This is a genomic window from Hyphomonas sp. BRH_c22 (genome assembly GCF_000961795.1).
Lineage (GTDB): Bacteria > Pseudomonadota > Alphaproteobacteria > Caulobacterales > Hyphomonadaceae > Hyphomonas.
Genome location: NZ_LADU01000108.1, coordinates 1 through 21474 on the forward strand (window position 1 = coordinate 1; position 21474 = coordinate 21474).

Sequence of the window (21474 nt, forward strand, 5' to 3'; positions counted from 1 at the left end):
TTCACCGCGTCGCGCTGATATTGTCGATCAGGCGCGTCTTGCCCATCCACGCGGCGCCAAGCAGCCGCGCGGCCGTTCCGGGCGCCAGCGGCGTATCCGGCAGGTCCAGCAGGGTGTCGGGGTCAACGAGGCTCACATAGTCCAGTGTTCGAAAGCCGGCCGCCATGATCAGCGCCCGCGCTTCGTCCAGCGCAACCGACGGCGTCACGCCAATCGCCAGCCGCACGGATGCCCGGTGCAGCGCCGCCTGCAGCGCGCCGGCGGCGATTCGCTCGTCCGGTTTGAGGTAGAGGTTGCGGGAGGACTGGGCGAGGCCATCGGCATCGCGCGTTGTCTCTCCTCCCAGGATTTCGACCGGAAATCCGAGGTCGCGCACCATGCGGCGGATGATCTGCAGCTGCTGGTAATCCTTCTCGCCGAAGACCGCGACGTCGGGCTGCACGTGCAGGAACAGACGGGCGACGACCGTGGTGACGCCATAGAAGAAATGCGGCCGGTACACCCCGTCGAGCAGGTCGGACATGCCCTCGACCCGCACGTTCGTGGTGTTGCCTGCGGGATACATCTCTTCAACGGACGGCAAATACACAAGATCACAGCCGACAGATTCGAGCCTGGCAATGTCGGCATCTGGGTCGCGCGGATAGGTATCGAAATCCTCTCCGGGGGCAAACTGCGTGGGGTTCACGAAGATGCTGGCAACGGTCCGGGAAGCCTTTTCCCGTGCCTTTTCAACGAGCGAGAGGTGCCCCCCATGCAGCGCCCCCATTGTGGGCACGAATCCCACCGTCTCGCCTGCCTGCTTCCATGCCCGGATGCACTGTGCCAGCTGGGCACGTGTGTTCACGACCGTGACCGGTTTACCTGTACTCGAATTCACTTTGAAAAGGCCCCGACTGGCTATGAAGTAAACGACTTGTTAACCCAAACGAGGGAATTTTAAAGCCATGACATACCGCATCCTCGCTCCGATTAAGTCTTTCGCGCTTTCTGCAGCCCTCCGGGTCGCTGCAGGCAGGTCAAGGATCCTTGAAGCTGTGGCACCAGAGCCGCGGGTTCGGTCCTTCGAGCCGGAACACGTGTCTGACGAATGGATGTTTGATTCGCGGGTCACGCCGGTTTCGGCGGAGGCTTATGTGTTCTCGCGCGAGATGTCGCGGGTTTCAGGCGCCCTCAGCGGATTGCGGTCACTGCTCACACAGATTTCGGCGCACGCGCCGGTGCTCGACAGGATGCCGGAAGGTGTGCCATTCGGTGCGCTCATTGGCGATTCGATTCTCTTCGATGGCGAGCCCATGGCGGCAAGCTACGGTCCGGCGCCTATTGAAGATGCAGACCTGTTCGAAGATCGGTCTGCCTTCCTGCCCGCCGCGGCTCGTCGCGGCAGTGAGGAAGTTTCGCGAGTCGCCTGAGGAATTCGTTCCTTGTCTTTCAACCGCTGAGATCGTGTGGAGTCGCCCAACATGCCCGCAGATGGATTCGCCCCGGTAAGTCAGGTGGGTGGCCCGGACATGTCAGTGCAGCAACGCGATGCACGGGTGATTGTCATCGGTAACGAAAAGGGCGGTGCCGGCAAGTCGACCGTTTCCATGCACCTGTCCGTTGCGCTGATGCGCATGGGCAAGAAGGTCGGCATCATCGACCTTGACGTGCGCCAGCGCACCCTGACCCGCTATCTCGAAAACCGCCTGCGCTGGATGACCTCGACCGGTGCAAAGCTGCCGATGCCGGAAATCATCCGCGTCGATGCCAGCACAGAGCGGGATCTCGACAAGGCCGAGGCCGAGGAAACCCAGCGTTTCCTGTCCAGCCTCGCGCGTCTGAAAAAGGCATGTGATTTCGTCCTGGTCGATGCGCCCGGCGGTGACACATTCCTCTCGCGCCTCGCGCATGTCAGCGCCGACAGCCTGATTACGCCCCTGAATGACAGCTTCGTGGACTTCGACCTGCTGGGCGACGTGAACCCGCAGACGCTCGAAGTGATCCGGCCCAGCTTCTACTCGGAAATGGTCTGGTCCTGCCGCAAGAAGAAGGCGCAGGCGAGCCGCCGTCCGATCGACTGGATCGTCATGCGCAATCGCATGTCGCCGCTGGCCGCCAAGAACAAGGAACGCGTCGGCGAAGCGCTTGAAAACCTGTCCAAGCGCATCGGTTTCCGCCTCGCACCCGGCCTGTCAGAGCGCGTGATCTATCGCGAACTCTTTCCAGCCGGCCTGACCCTGCTTGACCTCACCGAGAAGGGCTCGAACGTCTCCTTCACGATGAGCCATGTCGCCGCGCGCCAGGAAATGCGCGACCTCCTGATCGTCCTGCAATTGCCGGAGCTGATTGGCGCTGAAATCGAGTTCTAGTGGCGGGGCTTGCGGTCCCGGATCCTGTCGAATCCCTCTTTGATCGCAGCAAAACGGGCATCCACGGCCGGTTCGAATTCGGTGTCTGTCATGATGTACGGCCAGTCACCCTCGATCGCTTCGCGCACCAGTTCACCCACATAGAGGGGATCAATGCCATGCGCGATGGCCTCGGCCGCCGCCGCGGCGAATTCTGAACTCTCCAGATCGGCTGCCGCGCCGGTCGTATCCACAGCGCCGGCGAACCGATCAGGTACATTGCGGGCTGATTCCATGATCCTGGTCCGAATGAAGCCGGGGCAGAGGACGGAGACGCCAATGCCGCGCGGCGCAAGTTCCACGCGCAAGCCTTCCGAAAGCGCCACCACGCCGTACTTCGTGACATTATAGGGCGGGGCAACAGCCGCAACGAGGCCCGCGATGGACGCGGTCGATACGATCTGGCCGCCCTCGCCATGCGCCTCGATCAGCGGCCCGAAAATCTCGATGCCCCAGATGACCGACATGAGGTTGACGCCGAGCGTCCAGTTCCAGCCGGCATCAGTCCACTGGCCGTAGCTGCCGCCACCGCCGACACCGGCATTGTTGACGAGGATGTGGACCTTGCCGAAGCGTTCGATCGTGGCGTCAGCGGCGGCCTGCAGCTCGTCCTTGAGGGACACATCCGCGATCACGCCGTCGACATCCGCATTCGTCTGCTTCAGGTCGCTTGTCGCCTTGTCCAGCGCGTCTTTCTCGATGTCGCACATCATTACTTTGACACCCGCTTGCGCCAGTGCCGTGGCGATACCCAAACCGATGCCTGATGCTGCACCCGTTACGAACGCTGTCTTTCCAGCCAGATCTTTCATGTCCGTCCCTCGTTTTCTTTCAGCTTGCGACGTGCGGGCCGTCAGGACAAGCCATAACGCATCGGAAGCCTAGGCAGACAAGGCCGCACCGCTTATAGGCCTCGCGCATGGCGACTTTCCCTTTCCAGATCAAGGCAACCGAAGGCGCGGCCCGCACTGGCACGCTGACCACGCCGCGCGGCGAGATCCGCACGCCGGCCTTCATGCCCGTCGGCACCGCCGGCACGGTCAAGGCGCTCTACATGGACCAGGTGAAGGCGGCCGGGGCCGACATTATCCTGGGCAACACCTATCACCTGATGCTGCGGCCCGGCGCGGAGCGCGTGAAGCGCCTTGGCGGCCTGCATACGTTTTCCGGCTGGAAGGGCCCGATACTGACCGACAGTGGCGGCTTTCAGGTCTGGAGCCTTGCCCAGCTGCGCAAGATGGATGCCGACGGGGTGACGTTCCAGAGTCATATCGACGGGTCAACGCACCGGCTGACACCCGCACGCAGCATCGAGATTCAGGCCGATCTCCTGGGCGCCGATATTTCCATGCAGCTCGACGAATGCACGAATTTCCCCTGCACCCACAAGGAGGCCGAGCGCAGCCTCACCCTGTCGCTGGAGTGGGGCCAGCGATCCCTTGATGCTTTTGGCGACCGGGACAGCCAGACCCTGTTCGGCATCATCCAGGGATCGAACTTCGCAGACCTGCGCGAACAGTCTGCCAAGGGCGTGGTCGCGCAGGGCTTCGGCGGAATCGCGCTGGGCGGACTGGCTGTGGGTGAAGGGCATGAGCAGATGTGCGCGACGATCGACATGACGGTCCCGCACCTGCCTGACGCCCTGCCGCGCTATGTCATGGGCGTCGGCAAGCCGATCGACCTGGTCGAAAGCGTCGCGCGCGGCATCGACATGTTTGACTGCGTGCTGCCCACCCGGTCAGGCCGCCACGGACAGGCCTGGACATGGGCCGGGCCGGTCAATGTCAAGAATGCGCAGTTTGCGGAAGACCTGTCGCCAATTGACGAAGGTGTCGATTGCCCTGCCAGCCGCGACTATTCGCGGGCCTATTACCACCACCTGTTCAAGGCGGGTGAGTATCTCGGCCCCATGTTGCTCAGCTGGCACAATACAGCCTTCTTCCAGGCTCTGATGGCCGAAATCCGTCTCAGTATTCAGGAGGGACGGTTTGAAGCCCTTCGCTCTGAATTGGCGGCGCGGTGGGCTGGGACAAAGTCGTCTCCGAAGGCGGAGACTGAGGCATAGGCCCGGCCGGAGGCGGCTGAGGAAAATCTCCCTTGAACAGGATGTCGTCACTCACTGAAGGGTGGACCATGAAGTCCGGACGCGCAGGCGGCGGGCAGCCCTTGGCCAGCCCATAGCCCTTCAGATAGGCGCGTTGCTGTGCGCCGATCTTGAACGCCTTGTTGTATTTTTTCTCATGCTCGGCCGCGCCGCTGGCTCTCCGGATCAGGCCGCGGAAAGGGATGAATCCCCGGGCCTCGGATGCCAGCATGTTCAATGTCGCTTCAGCGGCCGAATCGGCGAGGATTTCGGTGCGCAGGCGCGCGTCCGGATTGGGCGTATCCCAGTCCGGCCCGAGGACAAGGTCAAGCCTGGCCAATTGGGCTTCAACCGCTTCACAGGTCAGAACCGGCGAAAGTTCGTAAGGGCTCTCCATACCTGCCAGTAACGGCGGAATCTCGTCCCTCCGAAGGTTCAGGTCGTCCAGAGAGGACAATGCAGCGTCCGGCAGGCCGTCGCGCGTCTGTTCCATCGCGCTGGTCGTTACGGTGCCCATCTGGCTGCTCAGGGAGGGAGCGGTGCTGCCATCGGCCGGGACCGTTGACTGTGGGGTGCTGGCGCATGCGGCAAGCGCGGCAAAGGCGCCAAAACAAAGTAATCTTGTGCTCATGCTGTCAGGGTGATGCGAAAAATATGGCGACATCAAGCCTCGCTGTGCAGGTAGCGGTTGACCCGGGAAGCGCCGTTGCCTAAATGGCGCCTTCGGCGTGCCCATAGCTCAGCTGGTAGAGCAACTGACTTTTAATCAGTAGGTCGCAGGTTCGAACCCTGCTGGGCACACCATTACCCTCCCGAACTGCCAGGAAACACCGCTTTCGCGGCAGGATCGCGGCGCCTCTGGACGCCCATCTTGCTGGCGTGCGGAACGCCCCGCTGGTTCAGCCATTGGTTCTCCAGACACAGGAGTCCTCAATGAAACATACCAAAGCCGATACAGACCCTCAACGTGAACAGGAACTGAGCCGGCAGCGCGGCTACGGTGAAACACCGGGGCGCGGTGACGATACGGCCGAATCCGGTTTTCGGGCTGGGCAGGCCACCGGTTCAGACGATGATCATGGCATCCTGCGGGATGATGGCCAGCGACGCCCGGTAGGTGACGAAGGCGAGCCTATCGATGCGCAGTCCAACCCTGTCATCAGCCCGGATGATGACAGGTCTCCGAACACGCCGGCAATGCTGGATGCCGACAAGGGCAGCCGCAAGGCAACGCCGGGCGCGGTGAAGCCCGCACCGGGCAATACCGAACTCGAAGATGCCTATTCGAAAAACGATCCCGGCGTGGACACCAAGGGCTGAACTTGCGACACCTTGCCCGTGCCTGCAGCGATCCGATAAGCCTGTCACGGTGTGGCGAAAGGCGAGTCGGATGAGTGCAGACAGGATCAGGCGGGCGAGCTTGCGGGATTCAATCCTGGAGGAGGCCCGCAGGCGTGTGCTCCTGATGGGAATCCTGAACGTCACGCCGGACTCGTTTTCAGATGGCGGGGTATTTTTTGATTCGGCTGCGGCCATAGCGCAGGCGCAGCGGATGGAATCCGAAGGCGCTGACATTCTCGACATCGGCGGGGAGTCGACACGTCCCGGTGCAGCCCCTGTCAGCGCGGAGGATGAAGCGCAGCGTGTCCTGTCGGTCCTGCCCGGCCTCTGCGCCGATGGATCGCGCGTGGTCTCTGTCGATACATACAAGGCCAGCGTCGCCCGCGTAGCGGCGGAGGCCGGAGCGGTGATCATCAATGACGTTTGGGGCATGACGCGGGACGCCGGCATGGCGCAGGCCGTCGCTGACACCGCAAGCGCCGTGGTCGTGACCTATAATCGCGGGAAAGCCGACCCGGACCTGAACCTCGTCGATGACATGCGCGCATTCTTCGATCAGGCTTTCGGTGTTGCGCAGGAGGCCGGTGTGCCGCGCGAGCATATGATCCTCGATCCCGGCGTCGGATTTGGTAAAACATGGGAACAGAATTTTGGCGTGCTGGCACGTCTCGATGTCATGCTCGACTATGGCGTGACGGTTCTGGTCGGCGTGTCTCGCAAGTCCTTTATTGGCAAATTGCTGGACCGTGACGTGGATGATCGTTTGATCGGAAGCCTTGCCGCAGGTCTCGCAAGCGTCCAGAGAGGCGCTTCGATTCTGCGCGTCCATGATGTGGGCGCCCACGCGGACGCACTGAAAATGTGGAATGCGATAGGCGAGGCACAATGACAGACCGGGTTTTCGTTTCGAATCTCAGGCTTCACGGCCATCATGGCGTGATGGACGCGGAGAAATCGCTCGGCCAGAAATTCATGGTCGATATTGATTGCCGCGTCATTCGGCAGGCCGATGCCATCGACAGGCTGAGCGGGACGGTGAACTATGCTGATCTATGTGACCTTGCCGCCGAAGTATCGGCCCAGGACGATTTCAACCTGATTGAAACGCTGGCGCATGATATTGCAGCGGCGATCCTGTCGCGTTTTGCCATGGTGCACCAGGTGATGGTCACCGTGCGCAAGCCGTCGGCGCCGATAAAGCATATTGTCGACCATGTCGGCGTGTCCGTAACGAGAGGCCGCGATGACTGAGGCAGCAATCGCCCTGGGGTCCAATGTGGGAGACCGCACAGGTTTTCTGGCGTCTGCCCTGCGTGCCATCGGCGCGCTGCCTGGCTGCAGGCTGACAAGGGTTTCATCTGCCTACAAGACGCGCCCGTGGGGAAAGACAGACCAGGGCGAATTCATCAATATGTGCGCCCTGATCGATACGGATCTGTCGCCGGCAGACCTGCTCGCTGCGGTGAAGGACGTCGAATCGTCGCTGGGCCGCACGGCATCAGAGCGATGGGGGCCGCGTGAGATCGATATCGACCTGCTGATCATTCCCGGCGTGGAGATGCGGACCGAAGATCTGACCCTACCGCATCCGCGCATGTCCGAACGGCTGTTCGTCATTGCGCCGCTGGCTGAAATCGCGCCTGACCTGACGCTGGGCAACCAGCGGATGGACGCACGCGCCAAGGCCTTGCAGGCAGCGGCCAGGCCGAATGATTGCGTTGTCGATGACGAGGCCACGGAACTCATCAAGGCGGTTCTCGAAACGAAATAAGGGGCCCGCCTTTCAGCGCGCCCCTCATGTTCCGGGCGTCATGGCCTAGAGGTTCTTGACGATATCCTCGACCATCTTCTTGGCGTCGGCGAGCAGCATCATCGTGTTGTCGCGGAAGAAGAGTTCGTTCTCGATGCCGGCATAGCCGGAACCCATCGAGCGTTTGATGAAGAGGACCGTCCCGGCATTTTCCACATCGAGGACTGGCATGCCGTAGATCGGCGATGTCTTGTCGGTCTTCGCCGCCGGGTTGGTCACGTCATTGGCACCGATAACGAACGCCACTTCGGAATTGCGGAAATCGGAGTTGATGTCTTCCAGTTCGAACACCTCGTCATAAGGCACCTGCGCTTCGGCGAGCAGGACGTTCATGTGCCCCGGCATCCGGCCTGCAACAGGGTGGATGGCGTATTTCACTTCAACGCCTTCTTCCTTCAGCTTGTCGGCCATTTCCTTCAGGGCGTGCTGGGCCTGCGCCACAGCCATGCCGTAGCCGGGCACGATGATGACCTTGGAAGCGTTCTTCATGATGAAGGCCGCGTCCTCTGCCGAACCGCGCTTGAACGGGCGGTCGACCTGCACGCCGCCAGCAGCGGCGGCATCGTCGCCGCCGAAGCCACCGAGGATGACCGAGATGAAGCTGCGGTTCATGCCCTTGCACATGATGTAGGACAGGATCGCGCCTGACGAGCCGACGAGCGCGCCGGTGATGATCAGCGCGAAGTTGCCAAGCGTGAAGCCGAGCGCCGCAGCGGCCCAGCCGGAATAGGAGTTCAGCATCGACACGACGACGGGCATGTCGGCGCCGCCGATGGGGATGATCAGCGTGATGCCGAGGATCAGGGCGAACAGCGTGAGCAGGAGGAAGGCCCAGTGCGCATGGCCGTGGCTGGCCATCAGCACGCCGACCAGCACGATGATGCCGGCTGCGAGCGCGATGTTCAGGATGTGGCGCCCGGGCAGCATGATCGGCGCGCCGCCCATGTTGCCGTTGAGCTTGGCAAAAGCGATCAGCGAGCCGGTAAAGGTGAGCGCGCCGATGGCCGAGCCGAGCGAGAGTTCGATCAGCGAGGCGGCGTGGATGCCTTGGGCGTCTGCAATGCCAAAGCCGAGCGGAGCGTAAAGTGCGGCGGCCGCCACCAGCACGGCGGCGAGGCCGACAAGGCTGTGGAAGGCGGCGACGAGCTGCGGCATGGCCGTCATGGCGATGCGCTTGGCGATGACGGCGCCTATGGTGCCTCCGATCGCGACGCCGCCAAGGATGATGCCCCAGGTGGCGAGATCAAGTTGGTTCCAGAGCAGGACGATGGTCGTGCCCACGGCAATGGCCATGCCGATCATGCCGTTGCGGTTGCCCTTGCGGCTGGTGGCCGGGCTGGAGAGGCCGCGCAGCGCCAGGATGAAGAGCACGCCTGCGACGAGGTAGAGCGCGGGCGCCCAGGTGGAGTGGAAACTGTCCATCAGACTACTCCCCCTTCTTTTTATACATGGCCAGCATGCGCTGGGTGACGAGGAATCCGCCGAAAATGTTGACGCTGGCGAGCATGACGGCGACGCCGCCGAGGATCTTGGCGATCCAGTTGTCGGCGGTGAGGCCGGCTGCGGCAGCGGCCACAAGGGCGCCGACGATGATCACGGACGAAATGGCATTGGTCACGGCCATCAGTGGCGTGTGCAGGGCGGGCGTCACGCTCCAGACCACGTAATAGCCGATGAAGCAGGCCAGAACGAAGATAGCGGCGAGGAAAATGGTCGGGTTCACGCCGCCGGACTCTGCAAAGGCAGGCGCGGCGAGAAGGAGCGCCGTCGCGGCGAGGCTGCTGAGGCGTTTCATGATTTCACCCTGTCATTCACGGTTTCACCATTGCGCGTGAGCAGCATGGCGGTGACGATTTCGTCGTCTGTATCGAGGTTGAGCGCGCCATCCTCGGCGGTGACAAGCGGCAGGAAGGCCAGCAGGTTCTTGGAGTACAGCGAGCTCGCATCGGCCGGCAGGCGCGCAGGCAGATTCGAGAAGCCGGCAATTTTCACGCCGCCCACATCGACAATCTCGTCGGATTTCGACAGCGGGCAGTTGCCGCCCTGGCTGACCGCCATGTCGACGATGACTGAACCGGGCTTCATCGTTTTCACCATGGCTTCGGTGACGAGCACCGGTGCAGCGCGGCCGGGGATAAGGGCCGTCGTGATGACGATGTCCTGCTTGGTGATGTGCGACGCCGTGAGTTCAGCCTGCTTGGCCTGATATTCCGGTGACATCTGCTTGGCGTAGCCGCCAGCGGTTTCGGCGGCCTTGAACTCTTCATCCTCGACCGCGATGAACTTGGCGCCCAGCGAGGCGACCTGTTCCTTGGCGGCGGGACGAACGTCCGTTGCCGTCACCACGGCGCCGAGGCGGCGGGCCGTGGCGATGGCCTGCAGGCCGGCAACGCCGACGCCCATGATGAACACTTTGGCGGGCGCGATCGTACCGGCCGCCGTCATCATCATCGGCATCGCGCGGCCATAGGTCTGCGCGCCTTCGATCACGGCGCGGTAGCCGGCGAGGTTGGATTGGGAAGACAGGGCGTCCATGGACTGTGCGCGGGATATGCGCGGGGTGAATTCCATCGACAGGGATGCGATTTTCTTGCCATTGAGCGCGTCCAGCAGGCCGGGTTCAAGCGCGAACGGGTCCATCAGGGCGAGCAGGGCCGCACCGTCCGGCAGGGACGCGATCTCGGCGACCTCCGGGCCACGCACCTTGAACACCACATCGGCGCCCTTGGCGGCCTCGGCAGCATTGCTGCCGATCACTGCCCCCTCCGCCTTGTAGGCATCATCCATAAAGCCTGCGACCACGCCTGCACCCGTCTCGACGGTTACAGAATGTCCCAGACCGACCAACTTCTTGACGGTCTCCGGTGTTGCGGCCACACGGGTCTCACCGGAGCGTCGCTCCCTCAGCACTGATATTTTCATGCCGCTGAGATAGAGGCAAATTATTGCGTGACGCAACATGAAATTTGGAGGTTGAGGGCATGGGTATGTTTAGTTTGGCTAATCGAACGGCTTTGGTTACCGGCGCGTCCAGCGGGCTTGGCCGCCATTTTGCGGGCGTTCTGGCAGAGGCCGGCGCCCATGTCGTGGTGGCGGCGCGGCGGATGGATCGCCTCGAGGCTGTCGCTGCAGAAATTGAAAAGCGCGGCGGCAAGGCCTTGCCAGTGGAAATGGACGTGACAAGCGAAGACAGCGTGACAGGCGCCTACGCGGAAATCGCCGACGCACTGGGGCGTCCGTGCGACATCATCGTCAATAATTCCGGCATGTCGCGTGAAGGCTGGTTCACGAAAATGCCCGAAGACGACTGGAATGCTGTCATCGACACAAACCTCACAGGCGTCTGGCGTGTTGCCAAGCATGGCGCCAACGCGATGACGGCCGCCAAGGTGCCCGGGTCCATCATCAATATTGCCTCGATAACGGGCCTGCGTACGCAGATGATGACGACCGCCTATTCGGTTTCCAAAGCCGGGGTCGACCACATGACCCGCCAGATGGCCGTCGAGATGGCACGCTTCGGAATCCGCGTGAACGCGATCGCGCCCGGCTATTTCAAGACCGAGATCAATGATGATTTCCTCGAATCGGAAGAGGGCCTGAAAATGATTCGCCGAATCGCCCAGCGCCGTATCGGCGATGTTTCCGAACTGTCGGGCCCTCTCCTGCTGCTCGCGTCCGACGCTGGCAGTTTCATGACCGGCGCAACCATCGTCGTCGATGGCGGCCACACGCTGATGCCGCTTTGATCTTGCCATCCCGGAATCACGGGACTAAAGCCTGTTCCACGCAAAAGGTGCCTGCCTAACCGCAGGTGAAAAGGGAAGCCGGTGAGAATCCGGCGCTATGCCCGTAACTGTAAGCGGAGAGGGACTGGCCATAAAGCCACTGGGAATTTCCCGGGAAGGCGGCCTGTTCCACCGATCCGCAAGCCAGGAGACCTGCCTCTTGCCGTCGTTTGCCCTGGTCCGGGTTCAGACCAATGGCAGCGGAGGCTGATACTCCGTCTACGCGACACTTTTGGTGTAACGCCCGGCCATTGCGCCGGGACAACGGAGTGTGAGCGATGCTCAAACAATACCTTCTGGCCGGCGCAGCCGTGCTGGTCCTATCCGGCGCCGCGACGGCGCAGGAATCAGCCCTTGATCTCGAAGTCGTATCTGTCATCGGCCTCCGGCCTGCGCCAGCCGACGACATCACTGCCAGCGTCAGCGTGCTGACGGCGGACGACCTTGCCATTCGCATGTCGCCCAACGCCGCAGACCAGCTGCGCGCTGTTCCCGGCGTGGGCGTGTCGCGTTCGGGTGGCACCGGCGCGCTTAGCCAGGTTCGCCTGCGCGGCGCCGAGGCGAATCACACGCTTGTCCTGCTCGACGGGATCGAGGTGTCCGACCCGGTCAATGGCGAGACCGATTTTGGACTGCTCACCGGCATTGGCGCCACGCGTATCGAAGTGCTGCGCGGCGAAGCCTCGTCAATCTACGGCTCTGATGCCATTGGCGGCGTGGTGTCCCTGTCGACCGAGGGTGCCAGAGGCCTGCAGGCGTTCGGCGAGATCGGCACGGAAGACACGGCCCGCGCCAGTGCGTCCTATACAGGCGAAAGCGGCGCTGCGCGCTATGGAATGGGCATCAGCGGCTTCACGACAGCCGGCGTAGATGTTTCGGGCCTCGGCGGCGAGAAGGATGGATCCGACGCGCTGTCCGTTGTCGTCCGCGGCGCCATCGATCTCGATACAGACTGGACGCTTTCGGGGCTCGCTCTCGCGCGCCGGTCGAATGCCGACTTCGATTCCGACACCGATTTTGATGGCTTGCTCAACAATGTCGACAAGAAAATGGAAGCCGATCAATATATCATAGGCACGTCCCTGTCCGGCAAGATCGGCCAGATCGGTCATGTCTTCCGCACCAGCTATAATGAAGTGACACGCGAGAATACGACCGAGGGTGCCAGGACGGACGATTCGGCTGGCGAGCGCCTCAAGGTATCGTGGAGCCCGTCGCTCGGTTTTGCCAATCAGGAACTGACCGGTCTAATCGACTACGAAAAGGAAGATTATGACCGCACAGACGTTGCTTATGCCGGCGCGACGGATGCGTCGGAAACCTTCGAGAGCGTGGGCCTTGCGCTTGAATACCGCGTGAAGCTTGAAGCGCTCGATCTCAGCGCCTCTGGCCGCTTCGATGACAATCATGGCCGGTTCGATGATGCCACGACATGGCGCATTGGTGCGGGCTACGCCTTTGACGCGATCAGTGCGCGTGCGCGGGCATCGGTCGGAACGGGGGTGAAAAACCCCACGTTCACGGAATTGTTCGGCTTTTTCCCGGGAAGCTTTATCGGCAACCCCGATCTCAAGTCGGAGCAGTCCACCAGCTGGGAAATCGGCTGGGACCAGCAATTCGGCGCGGCAACGCTGTCGGCAGCTTACTTTGAAGCTGACCTTGAGGATGAAATCTACACGGCGTTTGATTCCAGCTTCAATTCGACGGCAGCGAACCGCGACGGAAAATCCAAACGTAGCGGCGTCGAACTGTCCGGGCGCTGGCAGGCATCCGATGCGCTGAGCGTCGCCGGGCAGGTAACCTTCCTGCAGAGCGAAAGCGATGATGGCAGTGACGAGATCCGCGTGCCTGACAAGACGGCGTCCATTTCGGTCGACTGGCAGCCGGAACCTGATGGCTACCGTATCGGCGCCGCGCTCGATTATGTCGGCGATCAGGATGACTTTGACTTTGGCAGCTTCCCGTCGCGCCGTGTCACACTCGATGCGTACACGCTGTTCTCGGCCAGCTTCGAATACCCGATCACCAAACGAATGGCGGTCACCCTGCGCGGTGAAAACCTGTTTGATGAAACGGCAACAGACGTGTTCGGATATAAAACACCGGGCGCAGCAGCCCTGGTCGGGGTGAAACTGCGATGATGCGATGGGCGCTCCTTTTCCTGCTGACGCTGTCCCCCTTGGCGGCAGCAGACGAAGTGCGCCCGACTGTCGTCTCGCTCGACTATTGTGCGGACCAGTTTGTGCTCGGCCTGGCCGATCGCGAACAAGTCCGCGCCCTTTCCAGGGATGCAGAGCGTCCATTCAGTTTCCTGCACGAGCGGGCTGAGGGATTGCCCAAAGTCCGCGCCACGGCAGAGGATGTGATCGCGCTGCAGCCTGATATTGTCGTGCGCAGCTGGGGCGGTGATGCGCGGGCCCTGGCATTCTTCGAACGGATGGGCATCCGCACGGTCCAGATCGGATACGCGACGGACATGGAGGGTGCCGCGCGTGTGACCCGTGAAGTCGGCGCGGCGCTGGGGCAGGCGGCGCGGGCGAATGCGCTCGTGGCGTCGATGCCGGACGCCGAGCCGGCCACGGGCGCGAGCGCGCTTTACATCACTCCCGGCGCCGTCACCGCCGGCGAGGGCACGATGGTCGATGCGATCATGCACCGGGCAGGACTTCAGAACGCCGCAACAGGTGCCGGTTGGCACAGCCTGCCCCTGGAAAAACTGGTCATGCAGCCGCCCGCCGTCGCCCTGACCGCCTTTTTCGGGTTTGATGATTACGCTTTCGATCAATGGAGCAGCGCGCGCCATCCGGCGCTTGCCTATGCGCTGAAGGATGCAACAGTCGTGCGCATGACTGAAAGCCGCCTGACATGTCCTGCATGGTTCGTCGCTGATGAAGCCCGCCACGTGGCTGCGGCACTGCAGGCTGCGCCATGAAGCATGTTTCGCTCATCCTTGCGGCCGGGTGCGTGGTCCTGCTCTCGCTTTCGGTTCTGGTTGGCAGTGCGCCATTGGGGCTGGGTGAGACCTTTGCGGCCTTGATCGGGCAGGGGACGGAAGCTTCGCGCCTCATTGTCTGGGAAATCCGCCTCCCGCGCGCTGTGGCGGCATTTGGTGTCGGCGCGGCGCTTGGCCTGTCGGGTGCGGGTTTGCAGGGATTGCTGCAGAACCCGCTCGCCGGGCCCGGTGTGCTCGGCGTATCGGCTTTCGCGTCGCTTGGGGCCGTGATTGCCATCTATTTCGGCCTGGCAGCAGCGGGCAGTTTCGCCGTGCCCCTGGCTGCCATCCTCTTTTCGGGGCTCGCCGTCGCACTGTTGCTCTTCGCCGCCGGGCGTGGTGCCAGCACGGTAACGCTCCTTCTGGTCGGTATTGGCCTGTCGAGCCTTGCGGGCGCGCTCATGTCGCTTGCGCTGAACCTTGCCCCAAACCCCTACAGCCTGTCCGACCTGATAAACTGGATGCTCGGCTCAGTCGCCAACCGGTCCTGGACTGACGTCGGCATGGCCGTTCCGGCCTGGGCACTCGGTGCGGCGGCCGTCCTCATGGCGGGACCGTCGCTTCGGGCCCTGTCGCTTGGCGAGGAGACGGCCGCGTCACTTGGTGTGAGCCCTGCCCGAGTACGCCTGCTGATCATTGTCGGCACGTCGCTGCTGGCCGGGGCGAGTGTCGCTCTGGCGGGCACGATCGGCTTCGTCGGCATGGTCGCCCCCCACATTGTGCGCCCCCTTGTGAAGCATGATCCCCAGCGTGTCCTGCTCCCTTCGGCGCTGGCGGCAGGGGGCATGTTGCTCGGCGCCGACATGCTGGTGCGCGTGCTGCCGTTTTCGCAGGAATTGAAGCTCGGCGTTGCCGCCGCCCTGTTCGGCGCACCCGTGTTCATCTGGATCGCTGCGCGACTGGGAGGCAGCACGCGATGATCACTGTGTCAGGTGTTCATGTTGATCTCGGCAACCGTCCAGTCCTGTCCGACGTGTCATTCGGCCTCGCGCCGGGGGAATTCGTCGGGCTCGTCGGGCCCAATGGCGCCGGAAAGAGCACGCTGCTGCGCGTGATGACCGGCCTGCTGGCGCCCCGGCAGGGCAAGGTCAGTTATGGGGATGCCGATATCGCATCGCTGACCCATCGCGAGCGCGCCTTGCTGGTCGCCTGGCTACCCCAGGCGCGGCCCGTGGCCTGGAACCTGATCGCGGAAGACCTTGTCGCGCTGGGCCGCTTCGTCACCAGTCCCGCGCCGTATGAGCATTGCGGGCCGGCCGACAAGGAAGCCATCGACGACGCCATGGAGCGCGCCGGGGCGACCCCATACCGCCACCGTGCAGTGCACACATTGTCGGGCGGCGAGCAGGCACGTCTTCACCTCGCCCGCACCCTTGCCACCCCCTCCCGCACCCTCTTGCTGGACGAGCCGGGCGCCGCGCTCGACATTGCTCACCGCCTCGCCCTCATGCGGGTGTTGCAGGAACAGTGCGACGCCGGACGTGCTGTCGTGGCGGCGATCCACGATCTTGACCTCGCTTCACGCTTTTGCAGCCGCATCATCGTGCTGGACCAGGGGACGATTGTTGCGGACGGCCCGCCTGATGAGGCACTTGATGCGGGCTGCCTCGCCCGCGTGTTTGGCGTCCGGCGGAATGGTCAGGGCGTGTTCGAAGCGGTCGCATAATGCCCGATGGTGAATCTATGTGAAACCATTTTGCTGCAGTATGTTAGCCAAAACTTAGGGCATCCATGGCATCTGTCCCTGTGAGATGACCGGAGAGCTCCATGGCTGCGCTGCCTGTACATAACCAGCCGCCCCACCAGGCGGACGTGCCTGAAGCGGATACCGCTGCAGGCAAAACTGGCGTTCAGGCTGTTGAAAAGCACCACACTCCCGAGCATGTCGCCTCTCCGGCGCATGCCCTGCAGGCGCGGATATTGTCCGAGCTGTCCAAGCCTGACCGCAGGTCTGTGCGCAGGATTATTGCCACATTACTGGTGCTCAGCCTGTCGACCTGGCTAGCCGGTTTCGTTCTCTACGCCGCGCTCTGATCGCGAATTGTTCTCTGGCCTTACCGCCGCTTTTGAGCGATAGGGACGCGCTGATACGATATGAAACAGGAGCCGCCGATGCGCGTCAGGAAAGCAGTTCTACCGGTCGCTGGCATGGGCACGCGGGTTCTGCCTGCGACCAAGGCCATCCCGAAGGAAATGCTGCCCGTCGTTGACCGTCCGGCCATTCAGTACGTTGTCGATGAGGCCCTCGAAGCCGGAATCGAGCATATCGTCTTCGTCACCGGTCGTGGCAAAGGCGCGATCGAGGACTATTTCGACATCAATTACGAACTGGATGTGTCCCTCAGGCAGAAGGGCAAGGATGCGATCCTCGAGCAAGTGCAGCGCACCGTGCTGCCGGCTGGGGCCGCGAGTTTCGTTCGCCAGCAGTCACCGCTCGGGCTTGGCCACGCGATCTGGTGCGCGCGCGACATCATCGGCAATGAGCCATTTGCCGTGTTGCTGCCCGATGTGATCGTCAAATCCAGTCCGTCGTGCCTCGCGCAGATGGTTTCGGCGTATAATGAAGTGGGCGGGAACATTGTTGCGGTCGATCCGGTTCCGATGGAACGTGTGTCGTCCTATGGCGTGATCGCGCCGAAATCGCGTAATGGCCGCCTGATCGAGATGTCGGGCATGGTCGAGAAACCCCCAATGGAATCGGCACCTTCGAACCTGAAGATCACGGGCCGCTACATTCTCCAGCCTGAAATCTTTGCCCTTTTGGCTGACCAGGCCGCGGGTGCTGGCGGAGAAATACAGCTGACCGACGCCATGGCGCGCCAGATGGAAACCCAAAGCTATTACGCTTACGAGTTTGAAGGCCGTGAATATGATTGCGGGTCGAAACTCGGCTATTTCGAAGCCGTCATGGCCCATGCGGTCGACAATGAGGAAACCGCCGAAGGCGCGCGTGACCTCATCCGCAAGTTTGCGGCGTCACTTTAGGCAAGCTCCAATCTGACACGAATTAAACGCCCGACAGGACCGGTCTTCGGCGGTTTTTCAGTGGTTAAAACGCACTAAAAGATTGTAAACATTCGGAAATTCCGGATTTTCCGCTTTTACGGAATGTCCCCTCAGGCGGGCACCATGGCATGCGTATTGCACGTGTCAGGGGAATAGCTTGGTGAGTGTTCTAACATGAAACGTCCGATCAAAGCGAAAGCCCGGGATTTCAAGCGTGACATCAATGGCGCCACGGCGGTGATTTATGCCTTGTGCCTGCTGCCTCTGACCATGTTTGTCGGCGTGGCAGTCGATGGGGCGCGCATGGTTTCGGCCAAGAAGCACATGCAAGCGTCGATGGACGCCGCCGTTCTGAATGGCGCGCGTGAATTTGTGAACAATGCTGCAACGGACGATGCGGATCGCAAGGCGCTCACGAAGGCTGCGATCGAGAACATGTACCATCAGGATGTTGCGACCGCTCACACTGATCTCGGCAAGGCAAAGGTTACGTCAACCATCACCGATCTCGGAGAAGTTTCGGCCGTTGCGGTATCCGACCTGCCCATGGTTTTCGGTGCCTTCTTTGGCCGCTCCTTTCAGCAGCTGTCAGTGACGGGAGCGGCGCAGGCCGGCGACAGCCGCAAGATCGAAGTGATCCTCGCCCTCGATAATACGAGTTCCATGTTTGAGCAGGACCGCTTCACCAAGATGCGGGAGGCTTCCAAGGGTTTTGTGAACACGATGTTCGACCAGACACCAGCCGCTGGCCTGATGTCGATTGGTGTCGTGCCCTGGGCATCCGTCGTCAACATCAATTCCGAAGCGCCAGGCGCATGGAATCCGGCGCCAGCCATGGCTGGCACACCGCCTGTGTATGGCTCGGCCCGCACGCCAAACGCCCCGTTCGAAAGCCGCCGGAAGTACCTTTACGAACCGGAAGCTGAAAAAGCCTACACGGCCGCTGCCATGGCGCGTGATTTCGCACCGGTCGAATGGCGCGGCTGCGTGCGATCGGCACCGAATGAACGTGTCGTCAGCACGGGTGGATTCGTCACCAAGCGCCTGACCGACGATGCGGTTTCTGGCATGCGCTGGCATGCCTCCTGGCTGGAGCCGGAGCTGCAGACCTACAGTATTCCGTCACCCCCTTCGCCGCCCAAACCACCAAAGCCGCCGAAGACGCCGAAACCACCATCGCCTCCATCACCGCCGTCCCCGCCACCGCCACCCAAGCCGCCGGTTCCGGGCCCGCAGGGGTCTATCATTGACCTTGCGCCGCCAATCCAGAATGCTTCGCTCGACATTCCAGGCAATCGCTTGCTGAAATGTACCCAAAGCAGCAATCAGGCCGGCTATGACGGTCTTCGGAACGTCTACATGAACGAGACGCAGCTTTGTGCTACGGCCTACAAGAAGCCGTTGAGTGTCATGTCACCTGCCTGTGTGTCTGACCCGACAGAATTCGGCTATTTCGCCAGTGGCGGAAAGGCCTGTGCCTGGCAGCAGGATATTTTCCCGTGGTCGAGCTACAAGCCCGTCTCCGGGCCCAACATGAACTGTCCGACGGCAATGCTCGGGCTGTCAGGTGACCGGGGCCAGATCCTCGAAAAGCTCGATCACATGTATCCTGTACAGGGCGGCACGCAGGCTGACATAGGCTTGATGTGGGGACTGCGCGCGCTGTCTCCCCGTTCGACCTGGGCCAGCTTCTTCGGGACGACCGGTGATCAGGAACCAAAACCGTTCAAGGATGCGGGCGTTCGCAAGATCATGATCCTGCTGACGGACGGCAGGAACGAAGCCCCGTACCATTTCGAAGGCTATTATGGATGTAACGAATCCGGCGACCGCGGTGCTGCGGGCAAGTGCTGGAAGGCCAAGGGCATGAAAAGCCTCGACGGTGACAGCCTTGACGGCCTGACACTGGATTCCTGCAAGGCCATCCGCGAAGACTATGACATCGAGCTTTACACGATTGCTGTGGATATTTCCGATAGCGCCGCGATCAAGCTTCTGGGCGACTGCGCGGCTGATGCGGACCGGACGTTCAACATCACGTCATCGCAACTGGACAAGACATTTTCGGCAATTGCTGCCCGGGAACTTCGCCTGACAAAATAACAGGATGAAGGGGGTTTGAAGGCAGGTCCGGGACAGGCTAGGGCTGTGTCCATGTGCCAGCCATTCAAACTTCCGGATTTTGATGATGTCCTCGCCGCTGAAGCGCGGGTTGCGGGCGTCGTGCGCGAAACGCCTGTCCTGACCCATCCGGCCCTCGATGCTGCTGCGGGCGCGGAAGTGCTCGTGAAGGCAGAGTGCCTGCAGGTCACCGGCAGTTTCAAGATACGCGGCGCAATGAACAGGCTGGCGCAGATTCCCGAGAGCGGCCGCAAGGCAGGCGTGGTCGCATTTTCATCCGGCAACCATGCGCAGGGCGTCGCACGGGCGGCGCGGCTGCTCGGCATGCCGGCACTTATTGTCATGCCGTCCGATGCGCCGCAGGTGAAGGTGGATGGCGTGCTCGCCGATGGCGGCGAAGTGCACTTCTACGACCGGAATTCGGAAAGCCGTGAAGCGATATCGGCTGAACTGGCTGCTGATCGCGGGGCCATCGTGGTGCCGAGTTATGACGATCCGGACATTATTGCAGGCCAGGGGACGCTCGGTCTCGCGTTTGCGCGGCAAGTCGCGGCGATGGGCAAGCCGCTGGATTACCTGGTCTGTTGCACCGGTGGCGGCGGGTTGATTACTGGCGTGGCACTGGCATTCGAGCAGCTGTCATCGAAAACTGAAATCTGGGCGGCTGAACCTGAGGGGCATGATGACTGGCGCCGCTCGCTGGCAGCCGGCGAAATCATTGAGAATGCGCCGGGTACGCGGTCGATTTGCGATGCCATACTCACACCGAAGCCGGGGAACCTGACGTTTCCGCTCGGCAAACGCCTTCTGGCAGGCGCGCTGACCGTCAGCGATGCGGACGTGCGCGGGGCCATGCGGCAGGCCTTCAGGCACCTGAAAATCGTGGCCGAACCGGGTGGAGCAGCGGCGCTGGCGGGGGTGTTGAAGGGGGTTCCAGCGGCGTGGCGAGGGGGCCGTGTGGGGGTGGTGGTGACGGGGGGCAATGTCGATGCGGCTCAATTCGCCGAGGTTCTGTCGACCGACGGCTGATTGCGCCGGCCGGGCTGATGATGGGTTATCTTCTTGTGCGGCCTGACCCTGACACCTTTTGGCCGTGCGGCCCTTTTATGCCCGTAGTCTGGCATTAGGTGTGAGGCATGACACAAACCGTTTATGCTGCAATCGGCGATATTCATGGTGAACTTGATCGCCTGAAGGAATTACACGACCAGGTGCGGTTTTACGCCGACAGGGAGCTGGGCGGGGCGGACCTGACCTGGGTGCACCTCGGCGACCTGATCGACCGGGGCGAGGATTCCTGCGGCGTGGTCGATCACCTGATCGAAATGGAAGCGCGCCTGGGGCCGCGCTGCATAACCCTTCGGGGCAACCACGAGCAGATGATGATCGAGTCGCTTCGGTTCGATGACGAGGCCTCACGCACCAACTGGCTGAAATGGGGCGGTGAGGAAACCATGGAGAGCTATCATCGCCGGGGGCTGGATGGACCGACGGACGTCCATCTTGACTGGTTGCACGCCCTGCCGACCATCCACCGGGACGAACAGCAGGGACTCGTCTTCGTTCATGGCGGGGTTGACCCGGACGCGTTTCCCGAGTGCGGCGAACGTGTGCGTATGTGGACGCGGCGCCGGGAATTCTTTGATACGCGATGCTGGACCGCGCCGGCCCTGATTGGCCAGGTCGTGGTGCACGGTCATACGCCAACGATGGACTGGAAGCCCGATGTCGCAGCCGATGGGCGCAGGATCAATCTTGATACCGGGGCGGTCTATGGCGGGAAACTGACGGCGGCGATCCTTGTGCCAGGCGCCGAACCGCGTTTCCTTCATAGCTAAGAAAACGAACCGAGAATCCCTATCGACAGAGCGATGAATTGCCCGCAACGGCATGATTCAACACCGCTTAATACCTCTTAGGTTTTGGTTAACAGGGGGTTCGGG

Annotated in this window: 23 protein-coding genes, 1 tRNA gene and 1 riboswitch; of the genes, 18 read left to right on the forward strand and 6 right to left on the reverse strand. The window is 62.0% G+C overall.

What is annotated here, in order from left to right; genetic code table 11:
• Window position 1: 1 nt before the first annotated feature.
• Window positions 2-880, reverse strand: coding sequence for a pantoate--beta-alanine ligase (gene panC / locus VR74_RS14830; protein WP_045698136.1), 879 nt, complete (start codon window positions 878-880; stop codon window positions 2-4).
• Between the two features lie 157 nt (window positions 881-1037).
• Between panC and VR74_RS14835 the strand changes: the two genes are divergently transcribed.
• A complete protein-coding gene (locus VR74_RS14835) occupies window positions 1038-1412 on the forward strand; it encodes a hypothetical protein (RefSeq protein WP_299950729.1) in 375 nt (124 codons plus the stop codon).
• Between the two features lie 51 nt (window positions 1413-1463).
• Window positions 1464-2351: a division plane positioning ATPase MipZ gene (locus VR74_RS14840; RefSeq protein ID WP_299950732.1), complete on the forward strand. Its 888-nt coding sequence runs from the start codon at window positions 1464-1466 to the stop codon at window positions 2349-2351.
• Here VR74_RS14840 and VR74_RS14845 read toward each other — a convergent pair.
• On the reverse strand, window positions 2348-3202 hold the full coding sequence (locus VR74_RS14845) for an SDR family NAD(P)-dependent oxidoreductase (RefSeq protein WP_045698140.1): 855 nt from the start codon (window positions 3200-3202) through the stop codon (window positions 2348-2350). The two genes, VR74_RS14840 and VR74_RS14845, sit on opposite strands and share 4 nt — an antisense overlap.
• A 107-nt stretch (window positions 3203-3309) precedes the next feature.
• Here VR74_RS14845 and tgt point away from each other — a divergent pair, with 107 nt between their 5' ends.
• A complete protein-coding gene (gene tgt, locus VR74_RS14850; protein ID WP_045698142.1) occupies window positions 3310-4455 on the forward strand; it encodes a tRNA guanosine(34) transglycosylase Tgt in 1146 nt (381 codons plus the stop codon).
• Here the strand turns inward: tgt and VR74_RS21155 are convergent.
• Window positions 4358-4990, reverse strand: a complete 633-nt coding sequence (locus tag VR74_RS21155; protein WP_299950735.1) for a hypothetical protein — start codon at window positions 4988-4990, stop codon at window positions 4358-4360. The genes tgt and VR74_RS21155 overlap by 98 nt on opposite strands.
• 211 nt (window positions 4991-5201) lie before the next feature.
• Here VR74_RS21155 and VR74_RS14860 point away from each other — a divergent pair.
• The 5 genes from VR74_RS14860 to folK all read left to right on the forward strand — a co-directional run bounded on the left by VR74_RS14860 (window position 5202) and on the right by folK (window position 7585).
• A tRNA-Lys gene (locus VR74_RS14860) sits at window positions 5202-5277 on the forward strand.
• 129 nt (window positions 5278-5406) lie between these two features.
• Window positions 5407-5793: a hypothetical protein gene (locus tag VR74_RS14865; protein WP_045698145.1), complete on the forward strand. Its 387-nt coding sequence runs from the start codon at window positions 5407-5409 to the stop codon at window positions 5791-5793.
• Between the two features lie 70 nt (window positions 5794-5863).
• A complete protein-coding gene (gene folP, locus VR74_RS14870; RefSeq protein WP_299950736.1) occupies window positions 5864-6703 on the forward strand; it encodes a dihydropteroate synthase in 840 nt (279 codons plus the stop codon).
• Entirely contained in the window at window positions 6700-7065 is a 366-nt protein-coding gene (gene folB / locus VR74_RS14875) for a dihydroneopterin aldolase (protein WP_045698149.1), read from the forward strand. The genes folP and folB overlap by 4 nt, the downstream gene beginning before the upstream one ends.
• Window positions 7058-7585 carry a 2-amino-4-hydroxy-6-hydroxymethyldihydropteridine diphosphokinase gene (gene folK, locus VR74_RS14880; protein ID WP_045698151.1) on the forward strand — a complete coding sequence of 176 codons (528 nt, stop codon included), beginning with the start codon at window positions 7058-7060 and terminating at the stop codon, window positions 7583-7585. The genes folB and folK overlap by 8 nt, the downstream gene beginning before the upstream one ends.
• Before the next feature lie 45 nt (window positions 7586-7630).
• Here folK and VR74_RS14885 read toward each other — a convergent pair whose 3' ends face one another.
• Genes VR74_RS14885 through VR74_RS14895 form a run of 3 tightly spaced genes read right to left on the reverse strand, consistent with a single transcriptional unit; the run spans window position 7631 to window position 10546 of the window.
• Window positions 7631-9046: an NAD(P)(+) transhydrogenase (Re/Si-specific) subunit beta gene (locus tag VR74_RS14885; RefSeq protein ID WP_045698153.1), complete on the reverse strand. Its 1416-nt coding sequence runs from the start codon at window positions 9044-9046 to the stop codon at window positions 7631-7633.
• 4 nt (window positions 9047-9050) lie between these two features.
• Window positions 9051-9419 (reverse strand): proton-translocating transhydrogenase family protein, encoded by a 369-nt coding sequence (locus VR74_RS14890; RefSeq protein WP_299950739.1) that lies wholly within the window; start codon window positions 9417-9419, stop codon window positions 9051-9053.
• A complete protein-coding gene (locus VR74_RS14895) occupies window positions 9416-10546 on the reverse strand; it encodes a Re/Si-specific NAD(P)(+) transhydrogenase subunit alpha (protein WP_045698234.1) in 1131 nt (376 codons plus the stop codon). Before VR74_RS14895 ends, VR74_RS14890 begins: the two co-directional genes overlap by 4 nt.
• Before the next feature lie 59 nt (window positions 10547-10605).
• Between VR74_RS14895 and VR74_RS14900 the strand changes: the two genes are divergently transcribed.
• The 10 genes from VR74_RS14900 (at window position 10606) to VR74_RS14945 (ending at window position 21369) form a co-directional block, all read left to right on the forward strand.
• Window positions 10606-11373: an SDR family oxidoreductase gene (locus VR74_RS14900; RefSeq protein ID WP_045698155.1), complete on the forward strand. Its 768-nt coding sequence runs from the start codon at window positions 10606-10608 to the stop codon at window positions 11371-11373.
• A gap of 28 nt (window positions 11374-11401) precedes the next feature.
• Window positions 11402-11588: riboswitch (cobalamin riboswitch) on the forward strand.
• 102 nt (window positions 11589-11690) lie between these two features.
• Window positions 11691-13553, forward strand: a complete 1863-nt coding sequence (locus VR74_RS14905) for a TonB-dependent receptor (RefSeq protein ID WP_299950745.1) — start codon at window positions 11691-11693, stop codon at window positions 13551-13553.
• Window positions 13550-14344 (forward strand): ABC transporter substrate-binding protein, encoded by a 795-nt coding sequence (locus VR74_RS14910; RefSeq protein WP_299950748.1) that lies wholly within the window; start codon window positions 13550-13552, stop codon window positions 14342-14344. The genes VR74_RS14905 and VR74_RS14910 overlap by 4 nt, the downstream gene beginning before the upstream one ends.
• Window positions 14341-15324 carry an iron ABC transporter permease gene (locus VR74_RS14915; RefSeq protein WP_045698157.1) on the forward strand — a complete coding sequence of 328 codons (984 nt, stop codon included), beginning with the start codon at window positions 14341-14343 and terminating at the stop codon, window positions 15322-15324. Before VR74_RS14910 ends, VR74_RS14915 begins: the two co-directional genes overlap by 4 nt.
• A complete protein-coding gene (locus tag VR74_RS14920) occupies window positions 15321-16070 on the forward strand; it encodes an ABC transporter ATP-binding protein (RefSeq protein ID WP_045698159.1) in 750 nt (249 codons plus the stop codon). The genes VR74_RS14915 and VR74_RS14920 overlap by 4 nt, the downstream gene beginning before the upstream one ends.
• Before the next feature lie 101 nt (window positions 16071-16171).
• Complete coding sequence (locus tag VR74_RS14925) at window positions 16172-16438, forward strand: hypothetical protein (RefSeq protein ID WP_045698161.1); 267 nt, start codon at window positions 16172-16174, stop codon at window positions 16436-16438.
• Window positions 16439-16516: 78 nt separating this feature from the next.
• Window positions 16517-17389: a UTP--glucose-1-phosphate uridylyltransferase GalU gene (galU, locus tag VR74_RS14930; protein WP_045698240.1), complete on the forward strand. Its 873-nt coding sequence runs from the start codon at window positions 16517-16519 to the stop codon at window positions 17387-17389.
• Window positions 17390-17584: 195 nt separating this feature from the next.
• Entirely contained in the window at window positions 17585-19513 is a 1929-nt protein-coding gene (locus VR74_RS14935) for a TadE/TadG family type IV pilus assembly protein (RefSeq protein ID WP_045698162.1), read from the forward strand.
• A gap of 51 nt (window positions 19514-19564) precedes the next feature.
• Window positions 19565-20560: a threonine/serine dehydratase gene (locus VR74_RS14940; RefSeq protein WP_045698164.1), complete on the forward strand. Its 996-nt coding sequence runs from the start codon at window positions 19565-19567 to the stop codon at window positions 20558-20560.
• A gap of 107 nt (window positions 20561-20667) precedes the next feature.
• Window positions 20668-21369, forward strand: coding sequence for a metallophosphoesterase family protein (locus VR74_RS14945; protein WP_045698166.1), 702 nt, complete (start codon window positions 20668-20670; stop codon window positions 21367-21369).
• Window positions 21370-21474: the final 105 nt, after the last annotated feature.